The following is a 14,951-nucleotide window of genomic DNA, read 5'->3' on the forward strand; positions in this document are numbered from 1 at the left end:
TTGCCGTGCCGTAGTCGGTCGTCAATTTGTTCCAAAGCGCTTTGCCGTGCAGGTGCACTCAGGGATGTTTTCGCGATCAAGAGCGCAGCAAGCTCGTTGAGATTATGTCGATGGCGATCCCGGGTAGGGATACCCAGAAATAGCCGGCATCACCCACCGTCAAAACCTGGCCGATCCGGTGCACCATTGTCACCGAGACTTTCGGACTCTTCTCTCTAAAGAGCAAAGCCACCCAGCTGACGTGGTGTACGTACTGCTTAACCGAGAGCACTGCCGGGACAAAGCGGTATAACCGCGGCCTGATGGTTCTGCCCAATGCAGAGCGGGAGCGCAAGCAGTCGCAAGTCTCATTGTGTGAGCGCGATGCAACTGTTTGTGCCTAGGCACCTGTTTTTGATCGGGCCACGAGACAATGCGGCGTTGTACATACAGTTATCTACTTGATCAAACTGACAAAATTGTCATCCTGTAGTACCCCTTCCTGACCGAGCGATCAGGATAATTTGGCGAGGTCATCTTCTGGACCTCGAATCATGTCGCGCTTACTTTCTTCCCTAACCGTTGCGCTGCTGGGCGCTACTCTGCTCGGTCAGGCGCAGGCAGCCCTGCCGCAGCACCCCGATCTCGACCTGGACGCCGCACATCGACTGGCGCAAGCCGCACCCTGCAGCGCCGCGCTCGCGGTGCTCGACCGCAGCGGCCAATTGATCCTCCTGCAGCGCGATACCCGCGTCGGGCCGCATAACGCCGAGGCGGCTCGCCGCAAGGCCTTCACCGCCCTGTCCACGCGCACCCCGTCCCAGGCGCTAGCCGAGCGCGCCCGGCAGAACCCGGACGCTGCCAACCTCGTCACCTTGCCCGAGTTGCTGCTATTGGGCGGCGGCATCCCCCTCTATGAGGGCGACCAGTTGGTCGGCGCCCTGGGTATCGCCGGTGCCGGCGGTGGCGGGGCGGACGAACGTTGTGCACTGGCCGCCGCTGAACACCTCAACCTCACCTCCCATCCTTGAAGGAGATCTTCATGAAGACGTTCGTTCTGTTGTCTGGCCTGGCCCTGTCCGGCCTTGCCGTCGCCGCGCCCAATCCCCTGAGCGTCCATGTGCTCAACCTGGAGGACGGCAAGCCGTCGGCCGGGGTGCACGTGACCCTGGAACGCCAGGTAGGGCAGGGCTGGCAGCCGCTGGCGGAAGAGGTCACCAACGACCAGGGTCGGGTGCCGGCGCTGTTCCCCAAGGAGCGGACCTTCGAGAAGGGTGAATACCGCGTGGTCTTCAAGACCGGGGACTACTATCGCCAGCAGGGCCGTAGTGCCTTCTTCCCGGAAATCCCCGTGGTATTCGACGTCACCCAACCGGAGCAGCACTACCATATCCCGCTGCTGCTGAGTCCCTACGGCTTCAGTACCTATCGAGGTTCCTAGATCAGTTGAGGGGTGAGGTGCCTTGCCGGAGCTACCGCTGGGATAGGTGAGGCCTAGCCAGTGACGTGATGGAAGGGCATCCCCCTGGTCAGCTTGCCGAGCTCCGCTTAGATGGGCACAACCTCTCGGCTGGCCGGGGGGACGACTCCTGCTGGTCGATCCCTTCGTGGTGTCTTGAACGAAAGGTGATGGCTTTTCCGGCCACACCTCTCGTCGTTTAAAACGCCGCCATCAAACGAGATGATGCCAAGGAGGTAATCCACCTGCGATCCAGCTGTTTGCAGGTTTGGGCGTTCTTTTCGGCAATACGCGTTCACGCGGTCAACGACCTCTATGCGGCGCATTACGGGGATGTATCTGTCTAGCCTGTAATAGCGCTGACGTAGTCATAGGCCCTTTCCTGCTGGCCAAGATTCGCGTGAAGCGGGAGCAGTGAAACAGCGCCTGGCAAGAGAAGAAGCCCATCGTCATCGCGTTAATCGTTTTTGCCTCCCGTTATTTCTCCAGTCGATGTCGTTGATACTGTCTGACTGATGGCGTTCGCCGTGTTTTTGACCAGGAGCCGGTGCCTATGCCGCTAGATCAAGATCTTCCTTTATTACCCTGGCTAGTCATGTGCCTGGCCGTAAACGGATCATGGCGATGAGCCAGGACTTCGCTTCGCTGCGAGGCAGCCAGCAGGGTCCGGTGCTCTTGCTGGCGTCGGGGCCGTCGGCGGGGGAACTCCGCCTGGAAGCCTGGCGTGATGTGCCAGTCATTACCATGAACGGCGCCATTGCCAAATTGACGAAGAGCGCCATCAAGCCGTTGTTCTATGTCTGTAGTGATCTGAGTTTTGCCGCCCAGCAGCCCGAACTCTATGCGCAGGGCCTCGAACGCGCCCAGCACCTGGCATTGTGGCCGGAGGCCATCGATGAGTTGTCAGCCGGGTTGCATGGCAAGGCGCATGGGCTCAAGCGGGCGCCCAGTACCCGACTGGAGCACTACCTCGGCGCTGAGCGTGCCCAGGCGCAACGTGTCCATACGCTGCTCAGTCGCCGGGCACGCGACATCGGTTTCAGTCGGGACATGGACTACGGCATCTTCGATGTACGGACCGTCGCCTTTATCGCCCTTCAATTAGCCTATCACCTGGGTTTCAGCGAGATTTATCTGGCCGGTGTCGATCTCAATGCCCAGGCCCCACGCTTCTACGAAGGCAGCACTGACCCGAGATCGCCCTGCGGTCTGGACGAGCATCTGCACAACCGTATCTTGCCCGGCCTCAAGGTCATGCAGGACGTCATGACCGCCGACGGCCGGCAGGTCTTCAACCTGTCTCGCTGCAGCCGCATTCCTGCGCAACTCATCCCGCGCGCCGATCTGGCGTCCGTGGAGGCGGCCTGGCTGGGTCAGCGGACCCGTCAGGCCGGTTGACGACGAAGCTTCAGTATTCCTGCCGCGTCGGGCGGAAGAGGATTTCGTTGATATCCACGTCGTCCGGTTGGCTCAAGGCGTAGATGACTGCCCGGGCAAAGGCGTCGGCGGGAATGGCGAGCTCATAGAGCTTGCGAACGTTTTCGGCGACGTCTGCTTCGGTGATGGAGTCGGGTAACTCCGTGGCAACTGCGCCGGGGGAAAGGATGGTGGTGCGCAGGCCATAGGGCTTGACCTCCTGGCGCAAGCCTTCGGAGATGATCCGTACGGCATGCTTGGTGGCCGAATAGACGGTGCTGCCGGCGCGGACCTTATGGCCGGCAACCGAGGCGACGTTGATGATGTGGCCGCTCTTCTGCGTTTGCATGGTCGGCAGTACCGCGGCGATGCCATAGAGCACGCCCTTGATGTTGACGTCGATCATCTGGTCCCAGTCTTCCAGACGCCGCCGGTCCAGTGGCGAATGCGGCATCAGCCCGGCGTTGTTGAGCATGACGTCGACACGACCATGGTGCTCCAACGCCAGATCGACCAGGGCCTGGACCTGCTCGGCCCGGGTCACGTCGGTGGCCTTGACCTCGACCTGGGCGCCCGTGGCCCGCAGATCGGTTGCCAGAGCTTCCAGACGTTCAAGTCGGCGCGCGCCCAGCACCAGGTGCGCGCCGTGTTGGGCCAGCATACGCGCGGTGGCCTCACCCAGGCCGCTGCTGGCCCCCGTAATGACGACGACCTTGTCTCGGATGTTGTCGCTCATGTAAAGCTGCTCCTGAAGGCTGTTGAAAGTCATCAGACTTCATACCTTACTTAAGGTGCATGGGCTGATGCGGCTGTTCTCCACTGGGCTTCGCTTACGCAGGTCTACGGCAAGCCCTCCGGCGCCACGACATTCTGTCGAAATTTCAGAGCGGCCAGTCCGCAGTCAGCGCCAACCGAGGGTGAGACCCCAGACCACCACATAGCGCGTGGCCTTGGCCAGGGTCACCACCAGCAGAAAGCGCCACAGCGGTTCGCGCATCACCCCGGCCACCAGGGTGAGGGGATCGCCGATCACGGGCGTCCAGCTGAGCAGCAGCGACCACCAGCCCCAGCGCTGATAGGCCGCCTGGATGCGGGCAAGGCGTTGCGGCGACACCGGAAACCAGCGGCGCTGGCGAAAGCGTTCGAGGTGGGTGCCCAGCCACCAGTTCAGCGTCGAACCCGCGACATTGCCCAGCGTCGCGGCCAGCAGCAGGAGCGCCGTGGCATAGCGCTCGGTGAGCAGCAGCCCGGCCAGGGCCGCTTCCGACTGCAGGGGCAGCAGGGTGGCCGCGCCAAAGGCGAGGGCGGCCAGCCCGAGATAGACACTTAGAGCTTCCAGGGTAGAGCTCCAGCAGGAAAGGTCATGGGAGTCTGTCTCGGGTCGGAGGAACATCGCCGAGCATAGCGTCAGGGACGAGGCTACACCTCCTCTCCGCCCTGAGCCCCGGTGTTCAATCCAGCCTGGCGATCCAGTCCGCGACCGAATCGCCGCTGCTCATGTCCGGCTGCACCAGGCCATCGATCATGAAGGTCGGCGAGACATGGATGCCGTTCTGCCGGGCGTACTTGCAGTGCCACTTGATGGCGTGCTGCAGGTCCGGCTTGGCGAAGGCGTCGGCCAGGGCCAGGCCGCTGTAACGCTCCAGGCGCGCGATGATGTCGTTGGGTGTGGCCTCACGGTTGGGCCCGGTGGCGTGATCCTTGAACTCGAACTCCTCGCGGTGGGCGGCCACCGCCGCCAAGACCGCCTTGGCACTTTCCTTGCCACCTTCCAGGGTATCGGCGGCCAGGACGCAGCGCACCACCACCCCGGAGAACAGGTGCCAGGGCTGGGATTGCAGGCGGATCTTCAGGGTGATCCGGTCAGGGCCGGCCTGGGCCAGCAGGTCGTCGAGCTTGTTGAAGGCCTTGACCGAGAAGGGACAGGTAGGCTCGAGAAAGACTTCGAAGGTGCGGGGGCCATGACCCCAGCTGAGCGTGTCTGCGTACATCATGAAACTCCAACCGAATTGAGCGAAGCGATCAGGTTGTGACCGCGCGCTGTCCCGGGCGTTTTCCAGGATTCAGGACGGCGCGGGACGCCTCAGGGAATCAGCCGTCGCCTGCGCATGTCCTCCAGATGCGCGAGCAAGACCTCGTCGGACCTCAGGATCATCTGCCCAAAGCCCGCTTGCCGCGCCTTGGTCACGTCGAAGATAGCGTCCTTCTCGACACGGAAGATGAAATCGCCAAAGGCGCCGGGTGCGATCCGTTCGGGATCGGCCTCGGCCAGTCCTTCGCGTTGTGCCAGCGCCTGCCAGACCGGGTTCAGTGCGGTCAGGCGCTGGGCCAGGGAGATAGGTTGCGGCTCGCCCACGTCCAGGCCAAACCAGTTGGCCAGCTTCGGCCAGACGTGACTCCAGCGGAAGACGTCGCCATTGGTGAGATTGTAGGCGCCGTCGCGCTCTTCTTCCGCTGCCCAGACCGCCGCCTCGCCCAAGAGCGGCGCGGCGGTGACGTTGACCAGGGCGCCGCGGTAGGCCTGCTCCGTTCCGGGAAACTGCATGGCCGTGCCGGTCTCGCGACAGAGCGCGCCATAGAGGCCGATGAGGTTGCCCAGATTCATGGCCGATCCCAGCGAATGGCCGATGACGATGTCGGGCCTCAGCGCCGTCCAGCGAATGCCATCAGCTTCGAGACTGCGGACGAAGTCTTCATGGCGGAAGTAGAGGTTGGGCGGGAAGTGACGACTGTCGTCCTCGCGGGCCGGCGTCTTGTAGACCCCCAGGTGAGCGCCGTAGATCTTGCCGCCCTGGACGAAGGTGATGCGGTCCAGGGGCGCTCCGGCGCTACGCACCGCGCCCACCAGGTTCTCCAGCATGGCGGCGTTTTCGTCCGCCTCCACGCCTGGATCGGGGTTCGGCTTGAGGGCGCTGTAGAAGAGATGGGTCACGCCGGCCAGGTCGGCCTTGGCCGCTGCCAGGCTATCCCGGTCCAGCAGGTCGGCGGTCAGATGGGGAAAGCGGCTTGGGCCCTGTTTCGAGCGGCCAACGGTGGTGATGGACCAGCCGGCCTTGGCGAAGGCCTCCAGCACGGCTTGGCCGATGATGCCGCTGGCGCCGGCGATGAGCAGCTGTCTTCCGGTCATGGGGTCTCCCGATAAGGTCTGGTGAAAGATGAAGAAAAGACCCTGGTGCCTGATGCTTTGTCCCCGTGGCGGGCCGGACGGTAGGCGGGCGAAAACCAGTGTCCTGCTCGCGCAGGCACGGCTACTGTGGCAATAACGCCTGCGGCTTTGGAGAACCTCCCTTGATCAGCCCATCCGGCACAGCTGCCATTCTCGACTCCCTGCTCGGCGAACTCGTCGCCGCCCTCGAACTGCCTGCCTCCCTGGCGTCAGCCCTGCAGGTTCAGGGTAGCGGCAGTCTCGCCTCCTGCTTTCCGGTCAGCGACCTGGCCACGGCGGTGATCGGTGTCGCCGGATTGGCCACCGCCGACCTGCTGGCCGAGAGAGGACCTGCGGTCCCGGTAGAGGTGGATCGTCATCTCGCCGCGGCCTGGTTCAAGACAACCTTGCGCCCCCTGGGCTGGGAATTGCCGGGCGTCTGGGACCCGGTCACCGGTGACTACCGCACCCGTGACGGCTGGCTGCGGTTGCACGCCAACGCGCCTCATCACCGGGAGCGCGCCCTCGCCGTGCTGGGTTGCACCAACAGCCATGACGCCGTCGCGCGGGCCATGGCCGGTTGGCCTGGCGAAGCCCTGGAAACGGCCATCGTCGCGGCAGGTGGCTGCGCGGCCAAGCTCCGCACCCAGGCCGATTGGCAGGCGCATCCGCAGGGGCAAGCCGTCCGCGCCGACCCCCTGATCGCTCAGGAATGGACGGCTGCCGATACAGCGCTGGATTGGCAGCCGGATCCGCAGCGTCCCTTGCAGGGCATTCGGGTCCTCGACCTGACACGGATCCTCGCCGGGCCCATCGCCACGCGATTGCTGGCTGGACTGGGCGCCGAGGTGCTACGGATCGATCCGCCCGACTGGGACGAGCCGGCCCAGGCGCCCGAAGTCACCCTCGGCAAGCGCTGCGCACGGCTCGATCTCAGGCAACCTGCCGATCGCCAGCGCTTCGCGGCGCTGCTGGCCGAGGCGGACATCCTGGTTCATGGCTATCGCGCCGATGCGCTGGAACGGCTGGGTTACGGAGCTGCGGCGCGACGTGCCCTCAATCCCGGCCTGATCGATGTGTCCCTCTGCGCCTATGGCTGGAGCGGTCCCTGGAAGCTCCGGCGGGGCTACGACAGCCTGGTGCAGATGTCTTGTGGCATCGCGGCGGCCGGCAGTGAGTGGCGGCAGGCGGAGCAGCCGGTACCCCTGCCGGTTCAGGCGCTCGACCATGCCACTGGCTATCTGATGGCCGCCGCGGCCATTCGGGGACTGGCGCGGCGTCAGCGGGAGGGGCGCGCGTTGACGGCGCGCCTGTCACTGGCGCGCACCGCCTGGCTGCTGACCGAGCGACCGGGCGCGTGCGGCGGTCCCGCTTACCACGGGCCGGAGGAAGGGGATTACCGCAAGGAACAGGAACCTACCGCCTGGGGATCGGCGTTGCGCTTGCGAGCGCCGCTCCGGATTGGCGGGGTCGAGCTGCAGTGGCGGCGCCCCGCGACGCGACTCGGATCCGCCACGGCGGACTGGAGCCGCTAGGGGGCAGCAGACACCTGATGCACCCTCCGGTGGGATCAGTCCAGGTCGCTGGCCGAATGGCGCTCGGCCACTTGCTCGCCGGCCTCACCCCAGGTGCGATTGACCCGGCGACCACGCTGCACCGCCGGCCGGGCGGCGATGGCCTGCGCCCAGCGCTGGACGTGGGTGTAGTCCTGTACGGCAAGGAATTCCGCGGCGTTGTACAACTGGCCCAGCACCAGGTTGCCGTACCAGCTCCAGATGGCGATGTCGGCGATGCCGTATTCCTCGCCAGCCACATAGCTGCGCTCGGCCAGCAGACGGTCGAGCACATCGAGTTGGCGCTTGGCTTCCATGGCGTAGCGGTTGATGGGGTATTCGAGCTTTTCCGGCGCATAGGCATAGAAATGCCCGAAGCCACCGCCCAGGAAGGGCGCGGAGCCCATCTGCCAGAACAGCCAGTTCAGCGTCTCGGTGCGACCGGCGTGATCCTTCGGGATGAAAGCGCCAAAGCTGTCGGCGAGATACAGCAGGATGGCGCCGGATTCGAAGACGCGCAGCGGCTCGGCACCCCGACGATCCACCAGGGCCGGGATCTTGGAGTTGGGATTGATCTCCACGAAGCCGCTGGAAAACTGATCGCCCTCGCTGATACGGATCAGCCAGGCGTCGTACTCGGCGTCGGTATGCCCGAGCGCCAGCAGTTCTTCCAGCAGGATCGTCACCTTCATCCCATTGGGCGTGCCCAGGGAATACAGCTGGAAGGGGTGCTCGCCGACCGGCAGTTCCTGGTCATGGGTCGGGCCGGCAATGGGACGGTTGATGCTGGCGAAGTTGCCGCCGGAGGTGGTGGGGGTCCAGACGCGTGGGGGAGTGTAGGGATCGGTCATGGTGGCACTGTCCTCTGTCGGCACGGATTGGTAGTTCGATCATAACCGAACTTTGCACTTGGTCTGTCAATGGTCTCAAGCGGGCAACAGACCAGGTCCAGCAGCGCAGGCAGACACGGTAGATCAGCGATCCATGCAGACGCCGCCTGCCAGCGTATGGCAGGCGATCAGGCGTTCTGTTCGGTCAGTCGCTGCACGGTAAGGCTACGGTACTGGCGCGGGGTCATGCCCTTGAGCTGGTGGAAGCGGCGGTTGAAGTTGGAGATGTTGTTGAAGCCCGCCTCGAAGCAGATGTCGGTGACCGGCATGCGGCTGTGGGAGAGCATCTCGCAGGCCTTGCTGATGCGCAGGCTGTTGACGAATTCGACGAAGGTACGACCGGTGGCCTGGCGGAAGAAGCGCGAAAAATAGGTCGGTGTCATGCCCAGGTGCTCGGCTACTTCTTCCTGGGTGAAGTCGCGCTGGTAGTGATCGAAGATGAAGTTAAGGGCACGGTTGGTGCGATCCACCGCCTGTTCGCTGGCAGTGGCCGGCTCGACGCTGCCGGAGAGCAGCTGATAGCGCTCCGAGGTGGCCAGCGCCTCCATCAGCACCAGGAAATGACCGAGGCGGGTCGCACCGCCACTGTCGGCGATCTGTTGCAGTAACACCTCGGCACGGGCGATCAACTGCGAATCGTGGAATTCGATACCGTAGCGCGCCCGCTCCAGCAGGGGGGCCAGACCGCTCAACTCGGGAAACACCGCCGTGGCGTTGTCCACCGTCTCGTTGGTGAAGTTGACCAGCATGTCGCGCTTGGCCACCACCTCGCCCTCGGCGATTCGGCTGATCCAGTTGTGTGGCAGGTGGGGGCCGGTCAGAAACAGGCTGCCCGGATAGAAGTTGCCGATGTAGTCGCCGATGAAGGCCGTGCCTGAACTGGCCACGATCAGGTGCAGCTCGTATTCCTTGTGGAAATGCCAGCGCACCAGCGGACAGGGAAAGCCATGCTCCCGGTAGATCACCGAGTGACCGCTCAGGTCCTCCATCAACTCGTAGGAGGGATTGCTCTTGCGCAGGGACTGACTCATGGGGCGACCCATCGCTCACGTTGGTCCTGATCCTGGCCCTGTTCGCCGCGTGGCGCAACCCCGTCTCAGGCGGGCCGCAGCACCACTGCGGCGCGCAGCTTGCCGCGGCCGAAGCGACTCATCTTGTCGAACTCGGCGTGGGACACGGGGATGTGCTGGCAGTCCAGCTCCCGCCGGTGCTGGCTGTGGTCGACATCGGGATCGTGCAGGTAGACGAAGTCCTCGTCGCAGTCGGTGACCAGCACCCAATGCGGTCCCTTGGCCTTGGTCAGCCGGAAGGAGCTGATCAGCACCAGGGGAAAGGCGCCTTCGGCGACCCAGCCAGCCACGTCCAGGCGGGTACGGTAGAGACGCTCGATGGGCGACTGCTTGACCTCGGCGCTGAAGTCTTCATGCACCAGGCGCATGACTTCCTTCTTCTCTTCGCTGCGGACCCCGTCGAGAAACAGCGGGCCCCGGGTGTTGACCTGCAAGGTCACGCGGAAGCCGCGTCGCTGGGCGGCCAGGGCCAGGCCATGGGGGCCGCAACCACCATGGCCCGCGGTCATGTAGATGGTCGTGGCTTCACGCCACAGCCGCAGTTCCTCGCGCCGCTCCAATGGCCGGCCCGACTGCAGCGCGCCCATGGCCATCAGCAGGCAGGACGGGCCACAGGTGAAGTCGGTGGTCTGGCGATAGAAGGGCACCGGGCGCGCCTGGCCTTCGCGTGGCTGGCGGATACGCTTTTCGAAGCGCAGCGCCTGGCTGTGGTCTTCGTAGTAGTCCTCCACCGTGGCGAAGGGCAGATAGCCATTGCGCTCATAAAGGGCGATGGCGGCGGCGTTGTCCGGTCGTACTTCCAGGCGCAGATAGGCGCAGTCGCGCTCCACCGCCTCGTCTTCGGCGGCGTCGAGCAGGCGCTGACCCAGACGATGGCCACGGGCCGCCGGATCGACGGCGATGGAGTAGAGACGCGCCAGCGAGGTGTTCTGGTGAAACAGCACCAGAGCGTAGCCGGCCACCTGGCGGTCGTTTTCCGCCAGGATGAGCACGGCGTTCGCCCGGGTGAGCATCCAGTGGAAATTGCGCCGGGAAAGGCGGTCATAGCTGAAGCAGCGGGCTTCCAGATCGACCAGTGCCGCCAGATCGTCCAGCCCGGCGGGCCTGAGCATGAAACTCATCGCGAAGGATTCTCCTGGAGCAGAGCGGGCAGCCTGGCATGGTTAAGCAACGGTTAATAGCGCCCGCGTTACAACAGTTGGAGTGGTCTGGCGGCATCCGGGTTTCCGCCGCCACCACGCCCCGCATCGAGGAGGTCCAGTGAGCAAGCTGTATATCGTCGTGGAACGCAAGGAAGACTGGTCGTCCTACTATCCCAGCGAAGACGTCATCACCGCCCAGGAATACCTGGAGCAGTCCAACGAACAGGACAATGGCAAGCGGGTCCAGGTCATCAACCTCTGCCGCAGCCAGAAGTACCTCGGCCACGGCTACTACTGCTCGCTCCTCGCCGAAGCCCGCGGGCACAAGGTCATCCCCTCCGTGCGCACCATCAGCGAGTTGGCGCGCAAGTCGCTCTATGGCCTGGCCCTGGAGGACCTGGACAAGCTACTGACCAAGGCGCTGGCCGGCCATCCCTATGGCAGCGCCGATGGCTTCACCCTCACGCTCTATTTTGGCAATACCGACATCGCCCCCTTGCAGGATTTGGCGCGCCAGGTCTTCGAGGCCTTTCCCTGTCCGCTGCTGCTGGTGGAATTTCGCCGCGACCGCGCCGGTTGGCACATCGGCGGACTCAAGCTGGGCAGCATCCACAAGCTGCACGAACAGCAGGAAGATCACTTCGCCAACGCCCTCGACGGCTTCAGTCGCCGCGTCTGGCTAAAGCCCGGCCGCCGCGAGAAGTACCGATTCGACCTCGCCATCCTGCATGACCCCAAGGAAGCCTTTCCGCCTTCCGATGCCAAGGCGCTGAAGAACTTCGTGCGCGTCGGCAAGCACCTGGGCATGGACGTGGAGCTGATCGAAAAGAAGGACTATGCACGACTGGGTGAATTCGACGCCCTGTTCATTCGCGAGACCACCGCCATCGATCACCATACCTATCGCTTCGCCAAGAAAGCCGAAAGCGAGGGCCTGGTCGTGATGGACGATCCGCGCTCGATCCTCAGATGCACCAACAAGGTCTATCTGGCCGACCTCCTGCGCGCTCACAAGCTGGACATGCCCGCCACCGAGATCCTCTACAAGGACAACCCCGGCCAGCTCGAAGGGCTCGGCGAGCGCCTGGGCTTTCCGCTGGTGCTGAAAATCCCCGATGGCTCCTTTTCCCGGGGTGTCATCAAGGTCGAGGACCCGGCGCAGCTGCGCAAGGCCAGTGCCGAATTGTTCGAGCGCTCGGTGCTACTGCTGGCCCAGGAATTCTTTTACACCGAATACGACTGGCGCATCGGCGTGCTCAACCAGGAGCCGATCTTTGCCTGCCAGTACTTCATGTCCAAGGGCCACTGGCAGATCTACGACCACAGCGCCAGCGCCACCGAGGTCAGCGGCGATTTCCGTACCCTGGCGGTGCAGGACGCGCCCCACGCCGTGGTCGAACTGGCGGTACGCACTGCCAACCTGATTGGCGACGGTCTCTATGGCGTGGACCTGAAACAGGCGGGCGACAAGCTGGCGGTGATCGAGGTGAACGACAACCCCAACATCGATTGTGGGGTGGAGGACCTGGTGCTCAAGGATGATCTCTATGCACTGGTCCTGGAGGAATTCATCCGGCGGCTGGAGTCGCAACGCGGTGGACAGCCTTGGTAACGCGCCAGGGTCGCGAATCGTAGGTTGGGTTGAGGCGGCTCCACCGTCGAAGCCCAACGGGATGGGGTCAGCCTGGGCACCGTTGGGCTTCGATGTGCTCAGCCCAACCTACCGGGGGGCGTAGGTTGGGCTAAGACGGCTCTATCGTCGAAGCCCAACATGGCAGGGTCAGCCTAGGCTGTTGGGCTTCGCTGCGCTCAGCCCAACCTACCTGGAAGTGCTCAGGCGCCGTGGCACTTCTTGAATTTCTTCTCGCTGCCGCAGGGGCAGGGATCGTTGCGACCCACTTCCTTCAGCGGATTGCGCACCGGCTCCTGGGCATGGCCATGGTTGCAGTGCGGGCCGTGCACATGATGGGCATGGCCGTGATCGTGGTCATGGTCGTGATTGCAATCGGGACCGTGGACGTGCTGGTTCATCTCATAACTCCGGGATGTAGGCGCCAGGCACGAACTGCCCCTGGCGAGAAAAATGGACACTGCGGCCGAACAGCCAGCCGGTCTTCACCCGGCCGCGCAGGCGGTAGTTGATCGGCTCGTTGGGGTTCTCCAGCATGCGACCGACGTCCTTCACGTAGCGCCACAGGTTGGTCTGTACCGGTACGGAGAAGCTGCGCCGACCATTGGCTGGCACCGACGAGTGCAGGTTGGTGACGCCCTGGGACAGCAGCAGGTCGTTCAGGTAGACCGTATAGGCCAGGCTGCGTACGGGCAGGGTGCTGTCGTTGGGGTTCTGGACGCGGAAGTGCAGCACGAAGTCTTGGCTCCAGAGCCGGGCGCGGATCAGCTCGACACCGGTCAGCTCGACCTGGGGTTCTTCGTAGTTGTGCCCGATGTAGGTACAACCGCCAAGGCTGCTCAGCAAGACGCCGAGCAGGGTGATGAACAAGGCCTGGCGAAGCATGCGGCACTCCCGTTTTCTGCGCAGTTTAACAAGCACCGATTGCTGCACAAGTCGGGGCCGCTTGGCACAGGCTAACAAAAAAACGGCGGGGCCAGTCGACCACGCAGACTGGACCGGCCCGACGTGACGTTGCATCCTGCATCCCTTGCCGTGACCGAGGAGGTCGTCATGTCCGCCGTTCTCTATGAAATCGCCTTCCACGGCGAGCTGATCGCCGGCGCCGATGCGCAGCAGACCCGGCAGAATCTGATGCGACTGTTTCAGGCGGATGAACAGCGCATCGCCGTGCTTTTCTCCGGTCGCCGCATGATCATCAAGAATCGCCTGGATGCGGCGACGGCCGAGCGCTATCGCGCCACCCTGGCCCAGGCCGGGGCGCTGGTCGAGGTCGCGCCCATGGCCGAGCCGGTCGAGCCGGCGGCGGCGCCAACCGAGACCCGGGCAGAGCCAGCACCGGCACCTGTACCCCTGTCCTCGCCATCCTCCGCCGAGCGCGGGTCGCTGTCCGTGGCGCCTCGGGATGCGGTGATGGCCGCCTTCGTCGATGTCCAGGCGCCGGATTTCGGGCTGGCGCCGGTGGGCGCCGATCTCCAGGATCACAACGCGCCGGCGGCACCCCCGCAGGTTGACCTCTCGCACCTGAGTCTGGCCCCAGTGGGTAGCGATCTGGCTCCGGCATCCGCGGCGCTACCCGTGGCGGTTCCGGACACAGATCACCTCACGCTTGCCCGGGAAGAGCCCTAGTCGGTCTACAGGAAACCGGCACAGCACTTCTTGAACTTGGCACCACTGCCGCACAGGCAGGCATCATTGCGACCCGGCAGGGGACGCACGGTCGGGTCGAGAAAGTACCAGCGGCCCTCGCGCTGGACGAAGCCCGAGCGCTCTTCATGACGATGGGCCCCGCGCCCATCCTCCCAGCGTGCGACGAAGCTGACCCGGGCATGCTGCGCATCGCCTGGCTCGGGGCGATGCTCCAGCACCTGCAAACCCTGCCAGCGACTGCCCAGGCTCCAGGCCGTCAGGGCCTCCCGGTCCAGCTGTTGCTGCTGCGCGGGCGCCGTGGTGGCTACCAGGTAGTCGATCAGCCCCAGCACGTAGGCGCTGTAGCGCGAGCGCATCAGCCGTTCGGCATCAGGCGCCGGAAGGCCTTCATGGAACGGACCGCAACAGTCGCCGAGCGGGCGGTCCGAGCCACAGGGGCAGGGGGCCATGGATTGCATCTCACCACCAGTACTTGCCGAAATTCTGCGGATTGGCCCAGAACCGGGCATTGAGCCAGTCCGGGACCTGCTTGTAGTCGTGCAGATCATAGCTGAACAGGGTGACCACCTGGCCTTCGCGGGCGAAGCGTTCGCTGGCCTGCAGGGCGAGGGCGTAGAAATCCGTCGCCTGCCAGTCGCTGGCGGCCAGGTCCACCAGCACGGCCAGCCGCGAGGTGTTGAAGTTGCGCAGACCGCCGAGCAATTCGCGGCCCTGGCGCAATGGCAGGTGTTCGAGGCAGTCGGCGACGATCACCAGATCGTAGCGTTCGGCCAGCAGCGTAGGGTCCTCGTGCGGTGCCGAGGCGTGCAGCAGCTGGCATTGGGGGTGAGCGTCCACATAGGCTTGCAGCGCCGGCAGGGGTTCGCGTGCCACGCACAGCAGGCGCGTGGGTCGATGGTGCTCGAGCAAGCTTGCCAGAGCCTCTTGCGGGGTACGAGACGAGAATATCTTTGCCATTAAGGGAACCCTAATCAAATCGCGATTGACTAAGCAACCAGCGTTGTCAAGATGTGTACG

Annotated in this window: 17 protein-coding genes; 6 read left to right on the forward strand and 11 right to left on the reverse strand. The window is 64.2% G+C overall.

Annotation, left to right across the window (positions count from 1 at the left end; all coding sequences use genetic code 11):
- The first annotated feature begins 533 nt into the window (after positions 1 to 533).
- The 3 genes from ACUCV0_RS02625 (at position 534) to ACUCV0_RS02635 (ending at position 2,836) form a co-directional block, all read left to right on the forward strand.
- Positions 534 to 1,010 carry a GlcG/HbpS family heme-binding protein gene (locus tag ACUCV0_RS02625; RefSeq protein WP_271654373.1) on the forward strand — a complete coding sequence of 159 codons (477 nt, stop codon included), beginning with the start codon at positions 534 to 536 and terminating at the stop codon, positions 1,008 to 1,010.
- 11 nt (positions 1,011 to 1,021) lie between these two features.
- The gene (gene uraH / locus ACUCV0_RS02630) at positions 1,022 to 1,420 is read left to right on the forward strand and encodes a hydroxyisourate hydrolase (RefSeq protein ID WP_271654374.1); all 399 of its coding nucleotides are present in this window, start codon (positions 1,022 to 1,024) and stop codon (positions 1,418 to 1,420) included.
- Between the two features lie 642 nt (positions 1,421 to 2,062).
- Positions 2,063 to 2,836 (forward strand): lipopolysaccharide biosynthesis protein, encoded by a 774-nt coding sequence (locus ACUCV0_RS02635; RefSeq protein ID WP_482211937.1) that lies wholly within the window; start codon positions 2,063 to 2,065, stop codon positions 2,834 to 2,836.
- A gap of 10 nt (positions 2,837 to 2,846) precedes the next feature.
- Here ACUCV0_RS02635 and ACUCV0_RS02640 read toward each other — a convergent pair whose 3' ends face one another.
- The 4 genes from ACUCV0_RS02640 to ACUCV0_RS02655 form a co-directional block, all read right to left on the reverse strand.
- Positions 2,847 to 3,590, reverse strand: a complete 744-nt coding sequence (locus ACUCV0_RS02640) for an SDR family oxidoreductase (RefSeq protein ID WP_482211938.1) — start codon at positions 3,588 to 3,590, stop codon at positions 2,847 to 2,849.
- 165 nt (positions 3,591 to 3,755) lie between these two features.
- Positions 3,756 to 4,193 carry a YqaA family protein gene (locus ACUCV0_RS02645; protein WP_482212247.1) on the reverse strand — a complete coding sequence of 146 codons (438 nt, stop codon included), beginning with the start codon at positions 4,191 to 4,193 and terminating at the stop codon, positions 3,756 to 3,758.
- 112 nt (positions 4,194 to 4,305) lie between these two features.
- Positions 4,306 to 4,845, reverse strand: coding sequence for a DsbA family protein (locus ACUCV0_RS02650; RefSeq protein WP_482212248.1), 540 nt, complete (start codon positions 4,843 to 4,845; stop codon positions 4,306 to 4,308).
- A gap of 92 nt (positions 4,846 to 4,937) precedes the next feature.
- Positions 4,938 to 5,981: an SDR family oxidoreductase gene (locus tag ACUCV0_RS02655; protein WP_482211939.1), complete on the reverse strand. Its 1,044-nt coding sequence runs from the start codon at positions 5,979 to 5,981 to the stop codon at positions 4,938 to 4,940.
- A 161-nt stretch (positions 5,982 to 6,142) separates the two neighbouring features.
- Here ACUCV0_RS02655 and ACUCV0_RS02660 point away from each other — a divergent pair, with 161 nt between their 5' ends.
- A complete protein-coding gene (locus ACUCV0_RS02660; RefSeq protein ID WP_482211940.1) occupies positions 6,143 to 7,534 on the forward strand; it encodes a CoA transferase in 1,392 nt (463 codons plus the stop codon).
- A 35-nt stretch (positions 7,535 to 7,569) separates the two neighbouring features.
- Here ACUCV0_RS02660 and yghU read toward each other — a convergent pair whose 3' ends face one another.
- The 3 genes from yghU to ACUCV0_RS02675 all read right to left on the reverse strand — a co-directional run bounded on the left by yghU (position 7,570) and on the right by ACUCV0_RS02675 (position 10,633).
- Complete coding sequence (gene yghU / locus ACUCV0_RS02665; RefSeq protein WP_059314269.1) at positions 7,570 to 8,403, reverse strand: glutathione-dependent disulfide-bond oxidoreductase; 834 nt, start codon at positions 8,401 to 8,403, stop codon at positions 7,570 to 7,572.
- Between the two features lie 167 nt (positions 8,404 to 8,570).
- Positions 8,571 to 9,473 carry an AraC family transcriptional regulator gene (locus ACUCV0_RS02670; protein ID WP_059314270.1) on the reverse strand — a complete coding sequence of 301 codons (903 nt, stop codon included), beginning with the start codon at positions 9,471 to 9,473 and terminating at the stop codon, positions 8,571 to 8,573.
- A 65-nt stretch (positions 9,474 to 9,538) separates the two neighbouring features.
- Positions 9,539 to 10,633: a GNAT family N-acetyltransferase/peptidase C39 family protein gene (locus tag ACUCV0_RS02675; RefSeq protein ID WP_482211941.1), complete on the reverse strand. Its 1,095-nt coding sequence runs from the start codon at positions 10,631 to 10,633 to the stop codon at positions 9,539 to 9,541.
- Between the two features lie 139 nt (positions 10,634 to 10,772).
- Here ACUCV0_RS02675 and ACUCV0_RS02680 point away from each other — a divergent pair, with 139 nt between their 5' ends.
- Positions 10,773 to 12,266 (forward strand): RimK family ATP-grasp domain-containing protein, encoded by a 1,494-nt coding sequence (locus ACUCV0_RS02680; RefSeq protein WP_059314272.1) that lies wholly within the window; start codon positions 10,773 to 10,775, stop codon positions 12,264 to 12,266.
- A 221-nt stretch (positions 12,267 to 12,487) separates the two neighbouring features.
- Here ACUCV0_RS02680 and ACUCV0_RS02685 read toward each other — a convergent pair whose 3' ends face one another.
- Both ACUCV0_RS02685 and ACUCV0_RS02690 read right to left on the reverse strand, forming a co-directional pair.
- The gene (locus tag ACUCV0_RS02685) at positions 12,488 to 12,685 is read right to left on the reverse strand and encodes an SEC-C metal-binding domain-containing protein (RefSeq protein ID WP_058762382.1); all 198 of its coding nucleotides are present in this window, start codon (positions 12,683 to 12,685) and stop codon (positions 12,488 to 12,490) included.
- Between the two features lies 1 nt (position 12,686).
- Complete coding sequence (locus ACUCV0_RS02690; protein ID WP_059314273.1) at positions 12,687 to 13,169, reverse strand: LEA/WHy family protein; 483 nt, start codon at positions 13,167 to 13,169, stop codon at positions 12,687 to 12,689.
- 168 nt (positions 13,170 to 13,337) lie between these two features.
- On the opposite strand from ACUCV0_RS02690, the gene ACUCV0_RS02695 reads away from it, so the two are divergent.
- Positions 13,338 to 13,913 carry a hypothetical protein gene (locus tag ACUCV0_RS02695; protein WP_482211942.1) on the forward strand — a complete coding sequence of 192 codons (576 nt, stop codon included), beginning with the start codon at positions 13,338 to 13,340 and terminating at the stop codon, positions 13,911 to 13,913.
- Positions 13,914 to 13,918: 5 nt separating this feature from the next.
- Here ACUCV0_RS02695 and ACUCV0_RS02700 read toward each other — a convergent pair whose 3' ends face one another.
- Entirely contained in the window at positions 13,919 to 14,392 is a 474-nt protein-coding gene (locus ACUCV0_RS02700; protein WP_482211943.1) for a YchJ family protein, read from the reverse strand.
- A gap of 1 nt (position 14,393) precedes the next feature.
- On the reverse strand, positions 14,394 to 14,891 hold the full coding sequence (locus tag ACUCV0_RS02705) for a DUF6231 family protein (protein ID WP_059314276.1): 498 nt from the start codon (positions 14,889 to 14,891) through the stop codon (positions 14,394 to 14,396).
- Positions 14,892 to 14,951 lie beyond the last annotated feature (60 nt).

This window comes from Pseudomonas sp. VMV1, assembly GCF_056790235.1.

Bases quoted from the DNA above. Each gene is read 5' to 3' on its own strand.
- ACUCV0_RS02625 (WP_271654373.1), top strand. From the start codon at position 534: ATGTCGCGCTTACTTTCTTCCCTAACCGTTGCGCTGCTGGGCGCTACT.
- uraH (WP_271654374.1), top strand. From the start codon at position 1,022: ATGAAGACGTTCGTTCTGTTGTCTGGCCTGGCCCTGTCCGGCCTTGCC.
- ACUCV0_RS02635 (WP_482211937.1), top strand. From the start codon at position 2,063: ATGAGCCAGGACTTCGCTTCGCTGCGAGGCAGCCAGCAGGGTCCGGTG.
- ACUCV0_RS02640 (WP_482211938.1), bottom strand. From the start codon at position 3,590: ATGAGCGACAACATCCGAGACAAGGTCGTCGTCATTACGGGGGCCAGC.
- ACUCV0_RS02650 (WP_482212248.1), bottom strand. From the start codon at position 4,845: ATGTACGCAGACACGCTCAGCTGGGGTCATGGCCCCCGCACCTTCGAA.
- ACUCV0_RS02655 (WP_482211939.1), bottom strand. From the start codon at position 5,981: ATGACCGGAAGACAGCTGCTCATCGCCGGCGCCAGCGGCATCATCGGC.
- yghU (WP_059314269.1), bottom strand. From the start codon at position 8,403: ATGACCGATCCCTACACTCCCCCACGCGTCTGGACCCCCACCACCTCC.
- ACUCV0_RS02670 (WP_059314270.1), bottom strand. From the start codon at position 9,473: ATGAGTCAGTCCCTGCGCAAGAGCAATCCCTCCTACGAGTTGATGGAG.
- ACUCV0_RS02675 (WP_482211941.1), bottom strand. From the start codon at position 10,633: ATGAGTTTCATGCTCAGGCCCGCCGGGCTGGACGATCTGGCGGCACTG.
- ACUCV0_RS02685 (WP_058762382.1), bottom strand. From the start codon at position 12,685: ATGAACCAGCACGTCCACGGTCCCGATTGCAATCACGACCATGACCAC.
- ACUCV0_RS02690 (WP_059314273.1), bottom strand. From the start codon at position 13,169: ATGCTTCGCCAGGCCTTGTTCATCACCCTGCTCGGCGTCTTGCTGAGC.
- ACUCV0_RS02695 (WP_482211942.1), top strand. From the start codon at position 13,338: ATGTCCGCCGTTCTCTATGAAATCGCCTTCCACGGCGAGCTGATCGCC.
- ACUCV0_RS02700 (WP_482211943.1), bottom strand. From the start codon at position 14,392: ATGCAATCCATGGCCCCCTGCCCCTGTGGCTCGGACCGCCCGCTCGGC.
- ACUCV0_RS02705 (WP_059314276.1), bottom strand. From the start codon at position 14,891: ATGGCAAAGATATTCTCGTCTCGTACCCCGCAAGAGGCTCTGGCAAGC.